The organism is Methyloceanibacter sp. (assembly GCF_050999895.1).
GTDB lineage: Bacteria > Pseudomonadota > Alphaproteobacteria > Rhizobiales > Methyloligellaceae > Methyloceanibacter.
The window spans coordinates 1-12,905 of sequence record NZ_JBPCOU010000021.1 but is presented as its reverse complement, the minus strand read 5'-3'; the positions used below and the strand labels follow the sequence as shown (position 1 = coordinate 12,905).

Below are 12,905 nucleotides of genomic sequence, written 5' to 3'. Positions count from 1 at the left end.
AAACCCGGGTCTCGCGGCGCTGGTGGCCCGGGGCGTACCCGTCCCTCGTACAAAGCGGAATCCATGGCAAAGCAAAATTCGAATGCGACGCTGCGGCCGGCGAAGCTCGGCGTGCAGAAGATCCTGCGCGGCACCGGCGGCGAGACCCATCAGGTCGCGGACGGCGACGTGCCTGTCCTCACCACCCAACAGGGCATCCCGGTTTCCGACGATCAGAACTCCTTGAAGGCGGGATCGCGCGGTCCGACCCTTCTCGAAGATCAGCATTTTCGCGAGAAGATTTTTCATTTCGATCATGAACGGATTCCGGAGCGGGTCGTGCATGCGCGCGGTTTCGGAGCGCATGGCTTCTTCGAGACCTATAAATCTCTCTCCGACATCACCAGCGCCGATCTCTTTCAGAGGCCGGGCGAAAGAACCGAAGCCTTTGTCCGCTTCTCCACCGTTGCCGGCAATAAGGGCTCAGCGGACATGGCGCGCGACGTGCGAGGCTTCGCTGTCAAGCTTTACACGCAGCAAGGCAACTGGGACCTTGTCGGCAACAACATCCCCGTCTTCTTCATTCAAGACGCGATCAAATTTCCCGATCTCATCCACGCCGCGAAGGAGGAGCCTGATCGTGGTTTTCCGCAGGCGCAAACCGCGCACGATAATTTTTGGGATTTCATTTCGCTGTCGCCGGAGTCGATCAACATGGCGCTGTGGATCATGTCGGATCGCACCATCCCGCGATCTTTCCGCTTCATGGAGGGCTTTGGCGTCCACACGTTCCGACTCGTCAACGCGCGTGGGAAGTCAACCTTCGTCAAGTTTCACTGGAAGCCAAAACAGGGGATGCAGTCCGTGGTGTGGAACGAGGCGGTGAAGCTGAACGGCGCCGACCCCGACTTTCACCGCCGCGATCTCTGGGATGCGATCCAGCTCGGCGACTATCCGGAGTGGGAGCTGGGCTTGCAGCTTTTCGACGACAAGTTCGCCGACAGTTTCGACTTCGACGTGCTCGATGCGACCAAGCTCATTCCCGAGGAAGATGTGCCCGTGCGCATTGTCGGCCGGCTGGTGCTCGATCGTTGCGTCGACAATTTCTTCGCCGAGACCGAGCAGGTGGCGTTTCAAACCGGCAACGTCCCGCCCGGCATCGACTTTAGCAACGATCCGCTGCTGCAAGGCCGCAACTTTTCCTATCTCGACACGCAGTTGAAGCGCTTGGGCAGCCCGAACTTCGTGCATCTGCCGGTCAACGCGCCGCGTTGCCCCTTCCATCATTTCCAGCAGGACGGCCACATGGCCTTTCACAACCCCAAGGGCCGCGCCAACTACGAACCAAACTCTTGGGGGCCGGAGATCGGCGGCGCGCGCGAGGCGCCGAAGACCGGCTTCAGCTCGTTCCCCGAAGAGATCGAAGGCCGCAAGGAGCGCGTCCGCTCCGAGACCTTCGCCGACCATTACAGCCAGGCGCGGCAATTCTACATCTCGCAGACCGAGACGGAACAGAACCACATCGCCGCCGCCTTCACCTTCGAACTCTCCAAGGTCGAGACGCCGGAAATCCGGGCGCGCGTCGTCTCGCATCTTCTGAATGTCGACGAGGATCTCGCCCAGACCGTCGTCGACGGCCTCCGTATGGAAGGGACGCCGAAGCCGGCCGATGCCGCCATGCCCACCAAAGACCTGAAGCCGTCGCCCAAGCTCTCCATCCTCCTCAATGGGCCCGGCAACTTCAAGGGCCGCAAGGTCGGCGCGCTGATTACCGATGGCGTCGATATCGCTTTGGTGAAAGGCTTGAAGTCTGCGCTCGAGAAGGAAGGCGCGCTCATCGAGTTCGTCGCGCCGATGGTCGGGGGCGTTGAAGCGAGCGACGGCACCTGGATCGAGGCCAAGCAGAAAATCGACGGCGGACCTTCGGTGCTTTACGACGCCGTTGCTGTTCTCGTCTCGGGGGAAGGCGCAAGCGCTCTCTCCCGCGCGTCGGCGGCCAAGGACTTCGTCAACGACGCGTTCGCGCATTGCAAGTTCATCGCCTACAGCGCCGATGCCATGGCGCTGTTCGAGAAGGCCGGGCTTGCCGGCGATCTCGACGCAGGCTGCCTCGAACTGAACGCGCCCAAGGATGCCGCGAAATTCGTGGCGTCGTGCCGCGATTTGCGCTTCTGGGAACGCGAACGGAACGTCAAAATGGCGTAGCTGCGGCCGTCAATTCCGGTTGTCGTCACCGCGTATCGATCGGAACGGCGTGAGGCACTGTTGCGTTCTCAAAGAAGTCATCAGGGAGGCTAGCGATGCGTTTTCTCTCAGGGATCATCACCGGCGTGCTGCTCATCGTTTTGGTCGTGTTCTTCCTGGACACGTTTGATCGCGCCGATGCGCCGACAGAAGCGGAGTCGCAGAAAATCGTGAATTGGGATGTGGCGATGACCAAGGTGCGCCGCTCTCTTGGCCTCATCCAGAAAGAAGTTCGCGAAGAGGTCCACGACGCCACCCGCTAACCGCTCCACGCGCCTCGGGCCCCTTCTAGCGGCGCGGGAGCGCCGTTATCCCGCAACATCGGCACGCCCGTGGACGCGTCAGTTCGCCAGAAATCACTCAAAACCACGCCTCCTTGGAGTGAACCAAGCAGCGGGCGAAGCGTTTAGGGGTATAGCAAACGCGACTCAGGAGAAAAAACCATGGAGAAATATTTCGGAAGCGCTCTTTTGGGCATCGCCGGCGCCCTTGTCATCTCGACCGGTGCGTCTGCCGCCGTTGTCTGCAATGAAGACGGCGACTGCTGGAAGGTGAAAGACCGCCACACTTATCCGCCCCAGGTGAATCTCCAGGTCTATGACGACGACTGGAAGTGGGCCGATAACGACCGCGCCAAGTACAGGTGGCGCGATTCGGGTACGGGCCGCGGCTATTATGGCCGTGGCGGCGTTTGGATTGGCTTCTAGGCCCTAAACCGCAAGGCGCTGGTTCCCGGAGCCGGCGCCTTGAGGTCGAGAGGCTTTACTGTCGGATGCTTGGATCCCAACCGATCGTCAAAATCAGCTTGAGTCTCGCATCTCCGCCCGACCCTACTCTGAAGGCGCGTGCTTGAGAGGAAGGCGCCGCCGGATTAATCCGCATACCGATACCTTCAGAAGTAATTCGTCGCGCGTTGCACTTTTAGTGCGGTGAGCAGTTAGTGCTTTGCAAACAGTCGAGCACGCAGGCTTGTCGAGCCTCGTCAGGCGGGCCACTGCATTTGAGGCTGCAATGCTGGAAGCAGGGGTGATCCTCGATTCTTTCGGCAGGGGGCCACATCTTTAGGGGCCGCATCTCTATCTGGCACGCAGCCGCAGCATTTCTTGCCGCTTTTCATTTTCTCGCAGACCCGCTTGAACCCGGTCTTGCAGCCGCCACCTCCACCTGGTTCCTGGATGGTGCACTCGCTCAGTTCGGATTGAGCGTCCTTTTTCTTCTTCCCCTTCCCGCGATCATCGTCGTCGTCGTCGTCGTCGTCGTTCTTGTTATGGCCTCCCTGTTTTTTGCCGCAGACTAGCTTTCCGTTCACCAACCCGCATTTGAAATCGACATCCACCAGGGCATCGAAGACGGAGACGGGGCATACCCAAGAATGGCCGGAGAAGCTGGCGCGGGGGTGGCGAAACAGACAACCGCAAACACGGAAACCAAAATAATCTTGATAAGGCGGCCATATTGAACGTTCCACCCCTCAGTTGCGGTTGGCAAAGATTCCACAGCGCAAAATTAGCGTCACTAACTGAAGATGATCTGGCTTAACTAGGAGGTGCAGGGCGTCCTGCTGCGGCTGGCGGAGAGGGAGGGATTCGAACCCTCGAGACGGTTACCCGCCTACACACTTTCCAGGCGTGCGCCTTCGACCACTCGGCCACCTCTCCCTAGACCCACGAACAAAGCGCCGCACTATAGCTGAGCGACTCATGCGTTCAAGCGCGACCGCCCGCGCGTGTAGGGGTTTGAACACCGGCCCGCAATCGCCTATGTAAGGTCGGACACAAAAAATCGCCCCGATCGGTCATGCTCTTTCTGCTTCGCGTATTCGGCGTCTGGTTCCTGCTCCTCGCCATGGTGGCGGCTGTGGTCGATGCCACTAAGAGCTTGGGCGGTGGCGGCTCGTGGGTTGTCACGCCGGTTTCGACGCAATGGGCCGAGCTTAGCCCGACCTCTCTCAACGCTGTAAAAACTGCCATCGAGACTAATATCGGCGCGTTCCTCTGGAACCCCGTCATCACCTCGGTTCTTCAGGCGCCGACCTGGCTCGTGTTCGGCCTGCTTGGCGTGTTGTTCTATTGGCTCGGCCAAAAGCGCCGTCCCGCCGAGGTCTTCATCAATTAGAGGTGTGAGCTCTATTGACGCCGGCGCGTCGCTCGGAGCGCTTAAGCGAGATCGATGGCGTAGCGCTTCAGATCGTCCAACTCGACAATCTCGAGCGTTGCCTCATGCGTCGCGCCGAGAATGACGCGCGGCGCCTTGCCGGCCTCGAAGGCCTCTCGCCAGCGTTCCGCGCAAAGGCACCAGCGGTCGCCGGGATTGAGACCGGGAAACCCGAAATCCGGCTGCGGCGTGGACAGATCGTTGCCGCGCGCTTTGGAGAAGGCGAGAAACTCTGTCGTCATCTCCACGCACACCGTGTGCAGGCCGAGATCCTCGGGCCCCGTGTGGCAGCAGCCGGTGCGATAGAACCCGGTCAGCGGCCGGTCCGAGCAGGTTTGCAACGGCTCGCCCAGCACATTGCGCTGACGCTCGCCTCGGCTTGCTCGCCATTCCAGCATAAGGCGATTGTGCCTGATTGCGTCACTGTGGTGAAGGGGTTACCGGTTCGGATTGCGGTCCGGAAGCGGCATGCCGGCACTCTGTCCTCCGACCAGCGCATTCAACGCCGCCTGATCGAGTTTGGGCAGCGGCGGGCCGGCATCCTTTCCGGCGGCTACCTTGAGCGCGGCCGGCAGGGTGCCTGCATCCGCCACGACCGGCGTATGACCTCCAGCCTTCAGGACCGTGCCGCATTCGCGCGGAAGCTGGGCGAGCGTAAGCGCCGGCTTCCCCTTCCAGGGCTTCGCGCCGGGTTGGGGCGCCTTCGCAGCTTCGATCGCGGCCTTGCGCAGCATGGCGTACCAATCCTTCAATTGCTGGCCGCAACCGTCATCGTCACCCACGGGAGGCTGGTTCTCGCACCCCGCGAGACCGGGCGGGCACGTGAGGCGGACATGGAAGTGGTAGTAATGGTTCCACCACGGCCGCACCTTCCGGAGAAAGGCGCGGTCTTTCCCGGCCTGCTCGCAAAGGACCTTTTTGATTGCAGGATGCACGAAGATCCGCGCGACCTGCGGGTAGGAGGCGGCGCGTCGGATGAGCTTCGTGTGCAGCGGCGTCCAGACTTTCGGATCGACGGTGAAGGGGTCTTTGAGCATCGAGACGGCGCTGATGTCTTCCCGCTCTTGCGCGGTCAGCACCCGTTCCGGCATCGCGGTCAGCCAGATATCGGCATCAAGCCCGATCTGGTGGCTGCTATGGCCGGTCAGCATGGGGCCGCCTCGCGGCTGCGCCATGTCGCCGACAAGGAGGCCTGGCCAGCCGTCAAGCGCGCGCGCATCGCTCGCAAGACGCTCCATATAGTCGACGAGGCGGGGATGACCCCAATTACGGTTGCGCGACAGCCGCATCACTTGCCAGTCCGGCCCGGTGATCGGAAGGGCCGCGCCGCCCGCAAGACAGCCTTTGGCATAGGAGCCGATGGCGCGCGCGGCGAGCGGCGCGGGCGAATCGACCGTGCCGAACAGCTCTTTCGCGGGCGGACCCTTCGGCTCCGGCTTCTTCTTTTTCACCGGCGCCTTCTCGGCGGCTGGCTTGGCGGCGGCCTGCGGCGCCGCTCCAGGCGCGTGAATTTGCTGGGCTACCGCACTCTCGCAAATGAGCAGCGTGAGCAGGCAGAAAATGAGCTTTCGCATCGCCCTCGATCCGGGTCTTGCCCGGCCCTTAGTCCGTAAGCCTAGCACAAATGATGGCCGCAATTAGAACGTCAGGCTCTTTCGGATTGCTTGACGGTGCGCCAGGACGCGACCGAATAAGCCTGTTCAGGAGATGTTCAGGCGCGGTCTCTAAGCTCGCGTCATGGACTGGCCTGGCGCCTCGGCCAACTGAATTGTAACTCGCGTTGAGGGAGTAAATTGATGAGAAAGTCTGTTCTTTTAGCTGCGCTGTTCATCGTTGCCATGGCCCTTCCGGCCTTTGCCCAGCCCGGCGTCGTTGCCAAGGTTTCGCTCTCGGGCCAGCGCATGGACGTCTATGTCAATGGCGCACCCCGCTATAGCTGGCCGGTCTCAACCGCGAGGCGCGGCTACCACACCCCGACCGGCACGTTCAAGCCGCAGTCGCTCGTGCGCTATCACCGTTCGACGATCTATAACGGTTCGCCGATGCCCTATTCGATCTTCTTCAGCGGCAATTACGCCATTCACGGCTCTTACGAGATCAAGCATCTAGGCCGTCCCGCGTCCCATGGCTGCATCCGGCTGCATCCCTCCAATGCCGCGCAGCTCTACACGCTCGTAAGCCAGGCCGGACGCTCCAACACGGTGATCCGGATCACCCATTAAGTCGCGGCGCTCCACTCTTCGCGCCGATCCGCGACTCCTATAGGGTTGCGTCCCTGAGGCGCCTTACCCGTGCCTCAAGCAGAACGAGGGCGGCGCTGCCGTCCTCCCAGGCAAGCGGGCACTATGAGCCTATTGAAATGGGCATTGATCTGCCTGGTGATCTCGCTTGTCGCGGGCGCACTCGGCTTTTCCGGGGTGGCGCGCGGCGCGGGACAGCTCTCGAAAATCCTGTTCTTTATCTTTCTCGTGATCTTCCTCGTGATCCTGATCATGGCCATCACCGCGGGCAAGCTCATTTTCTAAAGGCAACGCAACAGGGTCCGGCCGCCGCTGCACGGCCGGGCTTCGTCAGTTCCCGCAATTGGTCGGCGCCGGCGCGCCGCGGAAGCGATCGCGCATCCACGCAAGCGCCTGGCGCACGCTGTCCTTCGCGGCGAAGGTATGTGTGACGCCTGGAAGCTTGATGAAATGAACGCGGGCCCCCTGCTTGCAGAGTGCGGTTGCGAACTTCACCGTGATGTCCGGGCGCACCGTCGTATCGGCGCTGCCTTGCGCGATGAACACGGGTGCGCCTGCGGGCGCTTGGCCCGGCGTATTGCGCAGCATGATGGATCGCCAGGGTTCTGTCTCGGTAGGGTCCGCCTTTAGAAACCGTTCCTTGCTGAGCGGCGTCTCTGCTTTGTCGAGCGCGACGAATTCCGGCACCGACTCGATGCAGTCGCGCGCCATGGCCTCATAGACGCCCATGGCTCCGGGTTCGACAAGGCTGGATGCCGGATGATGGTAGAGCGCCGACCAGGAGTAGAGTGCCATCGCGGTAAGCTCCTTGCCAGTGGCGCTTTCAGCGTCGGCATCGAACAGCTCCACGAGATAGGTTGCGGGCGCCGCCGCCGCGACGCCGACAAGCTTGAGGTCCGGCGCATAGCTCGCGGCAAGCTCGCCGGTATAAAGCGAAGCGTGCCCGCCTTGGCTGTGTCCCCACACCGCGAAGCGATTCGACGCGCCGGCGCTCGGCAGGTCGCGCGCCGCGCGCACGGAATCGAGCACCGCGCGGCCTTCGCTCACGCCGATGAGATAGGGGTGCGGCCCTCGCGTCCCGAGGCCGGGATAGTCGGTCGCGGTCACCACATAGCCCTGGGCAAGCATATCGGCGAGACCCCAGATCATGCCTGCATCGTCGGGCATTAACGACGGCGCGCAGGACGGCACCACGCCTGTGGTCGGATGCGCCCAGGCGATCACGTTGCGGCCACCCGCGGGCGGCGGCCCTGACGGGATGAAGATCGAGCCCGACACCGCGATCGGTTCGCCGTTCAATCCCGTCGAGCGATAGAGAATGCGGAAGGAATCCGCGCCCGTGGGGCCGCCGCCCTGGAGCGGCCATACCCTGATGATAGATCCCGGCTTCCCCGCGACCGATGCCGGCTCCACCTCATGCAGAGCGGCCGCTTCGCCGCGGGCGCCGTCAATGCCGACAGCGACGACGAGGGCAAACAGAAACTTTGAACAGAACCTGATGTCGAACATACGAAACTCCCCTTGAACGTGGCCGATCATAGCCGGGTCAGACGGCTGTTCGGCAACAACTTGGGCTGATTGAAGCCATTTCCTTCCCGGACCATCCGGGGCACAATCCGCCCAATCGCGCGCGCGAACGCGGTCAAGAGCAAGTAAAAGCGGGGATCCGGAATGTCAGCAGCAACGGCGGTGGATAGTTTTCTGAACCGCGTGAGTGGCGTCGAGACGCCGTTCTCGCTTGCGTTGCCGAACGGAGAGCGGCGCAGCTTCGGGAACGGCGATGCGGCGTTTCACGTCGCCTTGCACAATGACCGCGCGCTGAAGGCGCTCCGCACGCTCGATGAAGGCGATATCGCCGAGGCCTATCTTCGAGGCGACATCGACATCGAGGGCGACATGCTAAGGCCCTTTGCGTTGCGCGCCTCGCTGGATGATCGCCACCCTCTGGTCGCGGCTTGGCGATTCGTGCAGCCGCTTCTGGTCGGTCAGGTCTACACCAACAAGCAGGCGATCTCCTCGCACTACAATGCGGACCCGAAGCTGTTCGAGAGCTTTCTCGATCCCGTGTTCCCCGCTTATAGCCAGGGCATCTACGAGAACGACGAGGAGTCGCTGGCGACGGCGCTGGAACGGAAATTCGACTGGGCCATCGCGCAATGCAATCTCGGCCCCGGTAAGCGCGTGCTCGAAATTGGGCCGGGCTGGGGCGCCTTTGCCGGCCATGCCCTGCAAGCAGGCGTGCGCTTCACCGGCATCACGAATTCAGAGGTCTCGCAGGCTTATCTGCGCAACAAGCTCGCGAATTTCGGCGACAGATTCGATATCGAGCTCACCGACTTCTACGACTTCGAGCCGAAGGAGCAGTTCGACTCCATCGTCATCATGGGCGTGATCGAGCATCTGCCGAACTACGAGCGCGTCCTGCGCAAATTCTATCAGCTGCTGAAGCCCGGCGGCCGCGTCTTCCTCGATGGCAGCGCCGCGCGGAAGAAATATGAGCTGTCGACCTTCATGGTTCGCCACATCTATCCCGGCAACCATTCCTTCCTCGTCCTCGACGACTTCCTCAACAAGATGAACAAGACCGAGTTCGAGGTTCTCGAAATTCACAACGACCGCTGGAGCTATTTCCTCACCTTCCAGCAATGGGCAAGGAATCTGGATGCCAGCAAAGACGCCGTGCAGAAATCATTCGGCGACTTCGAATTTCGGAAATTCCGGCTCTATTTGTGGGGTGCCGCCTACGAATTTTTATCGCGCAACCTCGATTGCTACCGCCTGATCCTTGAGAAACCTAAGGATGCGGCCGTTTGATGAAGGGCGCGCAGCGAACCCCTCAGGGAAATTTCTTGCCTGTTTGAATCCCGTTGTCGGGGAACTTCTGTTTGTGGCGGCGCATTACTAACTAGGCACAGCATAACGAAAGCATACAAAAAGGCAGATTAAATGGCGAGCTTACATGCGCGCGCACGCAGTGTGCCGGTGTCCGTGATCTCCCGCGCTGTAGAGAAGAACTTCAGTTCTGCGGACGGTCTGTTGGATCGGCTGCCCGTTGGACTCTCTATCTGCAATATTGACGGAACGCTGGTTCAGTACAATCAGCGCGCCGCGGCGCTCTGGGGCCATGCGCCTTCTCTCGGCGCGGCGGAGAACCGCTTCTGCGGCGCTCAGAAGGCCTATCGGCTCGACGGCACCCCCGTGGAGCACGACGAAAGCCCCATGGCTCTGCTGCTGCAGACCGGAGTGCCTCAGCATGACCGTGAGCTGGTCATCGAGCGTGCCGACGGCACGCGCATCACGATTCTCGCCAATCTCGACCCGCTTCTCGATGACGACGGCAATCTCGTTGGCGGCGTGAGCTGTTTTCAGGACATCACCGAGCGCAAGCGCGCCGAGGCGGAAAAGACGGTTCTGCTCCGCGAGCTTGCGCATCGCGTCAACAACACCTTTGCGGTAATCTTCGCCATCACCCAGCAAAGCCTACGCACCGCAGCCTCGCCGCAAGCCTTCGCGGAGTCCTTCACGGGCAGGCTGCAGGCCTTGGCGCGCGCGCACAATCTGCTGCTTGCGCGCGACTGGGGCGGTGCCTCTCTCAGCGAGCTGGCTTCCACACAGCTTGCCGTATCGTGTCCGGAGATGAACGAGCGGGTGAAACTCGAAGGTCCGCTCGTGATGCTCTCGCCGGCCGAGGTCGTGGGCCTGGGGGCCTTGCTGCACGAGCTTGGCGCCAACGCCCGCAAATACGGTGCGCTCTCCGCCGATACGGGAAAAGTCGATGTCACCTGGAAGATCCGACCAAACGGCAGCGGCGAATTCATCGACATCAATTGGGTCGAATCCGGCGGGCCGCCGGTTTCGCCGCCTTCGCAACGCGGATTAGGCTCACGGCTGATCGAGCGTGGCCTCGCCAACGCCAAGGTGGATTGGTGCTTTGAGACCGACGGTCTCCTCTGCACGATCGAGCTTAAGCATGAGCGCCGCAATGCCGGCCGCGAGGACGATTCGGACGCCGAAGTGTATGTAGAGCCCGCCTCTTCCGGTACCCATCCAGGGCATTGAGCCTTTCAGCTCCCGCCGAATGCAAAGAATTTGATGATGATGAACGATATGCGGGCTTGATTGCCGGCCCGGGCCCGTTACTTTCCTGCATTTCGCAGGAGGAGGAGCGGAACGCGTCATGTGTGAGTCTCACGAACATTTAGGCCGCAAGCTCTCGCGGCGCGGTGTGTTGTCGGGTGTGGGTGCTCTCGTTGCCGCCGGTATTGTGGGCTTTCCACGGGCCCTTGCGGAGCAACCCATTTCGGACACCCCAGCACCGAACGCCATAAAGCCCGAGGCCGCCTTACAGCGGCTGATGGACGGCAATGCCCGCTATGCCGCGAACACACCTCGGGAAAAAGATTACTCGGCCGGGCGCGCCGCGCGCGTTAGCGCGCAATATCCCATCGCCGCCGTTCTTGGCTGTTCCGATAGCCGCGTCGCGCCGGAACTCGCGTTCGATCAAGGTCCGGGCGACATGTTTGTGGTGCGCATCGCCGGCAATTTTGTCGATGACGACGGACTGGCGAGCCTCGAATACGCGGTGAAGTTCTTGGGCGTTCCGCTCATCATGGTGCTCGGGCACCAAAATTGCGGCGCGGTCGACACGGCGGTGAAAGTGGTGACTGCGCGGGCGGAATTGCCCGGGCACCTGCCCGATCTCATCAAGGCCATCGAGCCTGCCGTGATCGCCGCCCACGCCCACCATCCGAGCGATCTCGTCGCAGCCTCCATCGAGGAGAATGTGCGTCTCAACGTGAAGCGCTTGAAAGCCGACGAGCCAATCGTGTCGGAGGCTATGGCCGCCGGAAAGATCAATGTGGTTGGCGGCATCTACGATCTTGCCAGCGGTAAGGTCGCCTTGCTTTAGCGAGAGCGCGTCTGGCCATGGAAGATGCCCTTCAGCGGTGGCGGTCCGAGAAGACCGCCTCCTACCTCTCGGCTGCGGTCGCCGCGGCCGAGACAGATCCCGCAAAGGCGGCGCTTTTCCACCAGATGGCTCGGGCCGCCGAGGGCCAGGCGAGAATCCTCGCAACCGACCTGACGCAGATCCCCGTTTTTGCGCCCCCGCTCCGCGCCCGCTTCATCGCCGTAGTCGTGCGCACCTTCGGCCCTCGCGCCGTTCGGCCCATTCTTTCGGCCACCAAGGTTCGCGGCGTGTCCGTCTATGGCCACAAGGCGCAGCAAGCCGGTCATCCTTGGCCGATTTCCGTTGAAGAGGTCGGCGGACGCCATCGTGCCGTGGGCGGCGGCACGCTCCGCGCCGGGGTGTTCGGCGCCAATGACGGGCTTGTCTCCAATACGTGTCTCGTGATGGGTGTCGCAGGCGCCGCCGTCGATCCGAGCATTATCCTGCTCACCGGCGTGGCGGGGCTCTTGGCCGGCGCCTTCTCCATGGCGGCCGGTGAGTACATCTCCATGCTGTCGCAACGGGAGATGTTCGAATACCAGATCACGCAGGAGCGCGACGAGCTAGAGCGCTATCCCGCGGAGGAAGCGGAGGAGCTTGCGCTCATCTATGCCGCGCGCGGCATCCCGATCGACGAGGCGCGCGATGTCGCCGCCAAGCTCATCGCCAACCCGGAGCAGGCGCTGGATACGCTGGCGCGCGAGGAGCTTGGCCTCAATCCCGACGATCTGGGCTCGCCCATCGGCGCGGCCATCTCCTCGTTCATCGCCTTTGCCATCGGCGCGAGCCTGCCGCTCATTCCGTTCCTGGTGGGCACGTTGAACGGTGTTGTCGTGGCCGCCGCGACCTCCGGCGCTGCGCTCTTCCTGATTGGGGCCGTGCTGAGCCTCTTCTCCGGCCGCAGCGCGCTTGTCGGCGGGGCGCGCATGCTGCTGATTGGCGCCGTGGCCGCTGCCGCAACCTATCTGATCGGCTCGCTCTTCAGTATCGAGGGCGTCGCCCTTTAGCGGGGCCCGCGCAAACCTCTTGTGGCGATAGGGACAATCCTCGCCAGTTTGCTCCTGCTGCGGCTACGGGGCGGTAAGCATGACGTGTGCATGGTCGAGAGCTTAACCGCGCGCTCACGACTCCGGCTTAAGGCTGTGCGCGACCATTCCGAGAAGGCCTCCCATGCTTCGCCGTCTTTACACATCAGCACTTGTCGCCGCTCTCGTCTTCGCCACGACGCCGGGCTTCGCTTGCACCGGCATCAGCCTCAAGGCAAACGATGGCTCGGCCGTCCGTGGGCGCACCCTCGAATTCGGCTTCCCGATGCGCTCCAACGTGATCGTCGTGCCCGC

At 62.2% G+C, this 12,905-nt stretch carries 14 protein-coding genes and 1 tRNA gene; 10 read left to right on the top strand and 5 right to left on the bottom strand.

The features are described from left to right. Positions 1-63: 63 nt before the first annotated feature. The 3 genes from ACR2J1_RS01970 (at position 64) to ACR2J1_RS01960 (ending at position 2,930) form a co-directional block, all read left to right on the top strand. On the top strand, positions 64-2,184 hold the full coding sequence (locus tag ACR2J1_RS01970) for a catalase (RefSeq protein WP_434017674.1): 2,121 nt from the start codon (positions 64-66) through the stop codon (positions 2,182-2,184). A 95-nt stretch (positions 2,185-2,279) separates the two neighbouring features. Further along, a complete protein-coding gene (locus ACR2J1_RS01965; protein WP_434017673.1) occupies positions 2,280-2,486 on the top strand; it encodes a hypothetical protein in 207 nt (68 codons plus the stop codon). A gap of 180 nt (positions 2,487-2,666) precedes the next feature. Further along, positions 2,667-2,930 (top strand): hypothetical protein, encoded by a 264-nt coding sequence (locus ACR2J1_RS01960; RefSeq protein WP_434017672.1) that lies wholly within the window; start codon positions 2,667-2,669, stop codon positions 2,928-2,930. A gap of 275 nt (positions 2,931-3,205) precedes the next feature. On the opposite strand, the gene ACR2J1_RS01955 is transcribed toward ACR2J1_RS01960, so the two are convergent. Further along, positions 3,206-3,559, bottom strand: a complete 354-nt coding sequence (locus tag ACR2J1_RS01955; protein ID WP_434017671.1) for a hypothetical protein — start codon at positions 3,557-3,559, stop codon at positions 3,206-3,208. A gap of 232 nt (positions 3,560-3,791) precedes the next feature. After that, a tRNA-Ser gene (locus tag ACR2J1_RS01950) sits at positions 3,792-3,881 on the bottom strand. Positions 3,882-4,020: 139 nt separating this feature from the next. On the opposite strand from ACR2J1_RS01950, the gene ACR2J1_RS01945 reads away from it, so the two are divergent. Beyond that, positions 4,021-4,338 (top strand): hypothetical protein, encoded by a 318-nt coding sequence (locus ACR2J1_RS01945; RefSeq protein WP_434017670.1) that lies wholly within the window; start codon positions 4,021-4,023, stop codon positions 4,336-4,338. A 41-nt stretch (positions 4,339-4,379) separates the two neighbouring features. On the opposite strand, the gene ACR2J1_RS01940 is transcribed toward ACR2J1_RS01945, so the two are convergent. Together ACR2J1_RS01940 and mepA are read right to left on the bottom strand one after the other, a co-directional pair. Next, positions 4,380-4,775 carry a DUF2237 family protein gene (locus tag ACR2J1_RS01940; RefSeq protein WP_434017669.1) on the bottom strand — a complete coding sequence of 132 codons (396 nt, stop codon included), beginning with the start codon at positions 4,773-4,775 and terminating at the stop codon, positions 4,380-4,382. Between the two features lie 39 nt (positions 4,776-4,814). After that, complete coding sequence (gene mepA, locus ACR2J1_RS01935) at positions 4,815-5,951, bottom strand: penicillin-insensitive murein endopeptidase (RefSeq protein WP_434017668.1); 1,137 nt, start codon at positions 5,949-5,951, stop codon at positions 4,815-4,817. A gap of 222 nt (positions 5,952-6,173) precedes the next feature. Here mepA and ACR2J1_RS01930 point away from each other — a divergent pair, with 222 nt between their 5' ends. After that, positions 6,174-6,599, top strand: coding sequence for a L,D-transpeptidase (locus ACR2J1_RS01930; protein WP_434017667.1), 426 nt, complete (start codon positions 6,174-6,176; stop codon positions 6,597-6,599). A gap of 123 nt (positions 6,600-6,722) precedes the next feature. Further along, a complete protein-coding gene (locus ACR2J1_RS01925) occupies positions 6,723-6,902 on the top strand; it encodes a DUF1328 domain-containing protein (RefSeq protein ID WP_434017666.1) in 180 nt (59 codons plus the stop codon). 45 nt (positions 6,903-6,947) lie between these two features. Here the strand turns inward: ACR2J1_RS01925 and ACR2J1_RS01920 are convergent, their stop codons facing one another. Continuing rightward, positions 6,948-8,126: an alpha/beta fold hydrolase gene (locus tag ACR2J1_RS01920; RefSeq protein ID WP_434017665.1), complete on the bottom strand. Its 1,179-nt coding sequence runs from the start codon at positions 8,124-8,126 to the stop codon at positions 6,948-6,950. A gap of 162 nt (positions 8,127-8,288) precedes the next feature. On the opposite strand from ACR2J1_RS01920, the gene ACR2J1_RS01915 reads away from it, so the two are divergent. From ACR2J1_RS01915 to ACR2J1_RS01900, 4 genes are all read left to right on the top strand, one after another. After that, positions 8,289-9,431, top strand: coding sequence for a class I SAM-dependent methyltransferase (locus tag ACR2J1_RS01915; RefSeq protein WP_434017664.1), 1,143 nt, complete (start codon positions 8,289-8,291; stop codon positions 9,429-9,431). A 132-nt stretch (positions 9,432-9,563) separates the two neighbouring features. Continuing rightward, the gene (locus tag ACR2J1_RS01910) at positions 9,564-10,676 is read left to right on the top strand and encodes an HWE histidine kinase domain-containing protein (protein ID WP_434017663.1); all 1,113 of its coding nucleotides are present in this window, start codon (positions 9,564-9,566) and stop codon (positions 10,674-10,676) included. A gap of 118 nt (positions 10,677-10,794) precedes the next feature. Next, positions 10,795-11,526 carry a carbonic anhydrase gene (locus ACR2J1_RS01905; RefSeq protein WP_434017662.1) on the top strand — a complete coding sequence of 244 codons (732 nt, stop codon included), beginning with the start codon at positions 10,795-10,797 and terminating at the stop codon, positions 11,524-11,526. 17 nt (positions 11,527-11,543) lie between these two features. Continuing rightward, positions 11,544-12,572: a VIT1/CCC1 transporter family protein gene (locus ACR2J1_RS01900; protein ID WP_434017661.1), complete on the top strand. Its 1,029-nt coding sequence runs from the start codon at positions 11,544-11,546 to the stop codon at positions 12,570-12,572. Positions 12,573-12,905 lie beyond the last annotated feature (333 nt).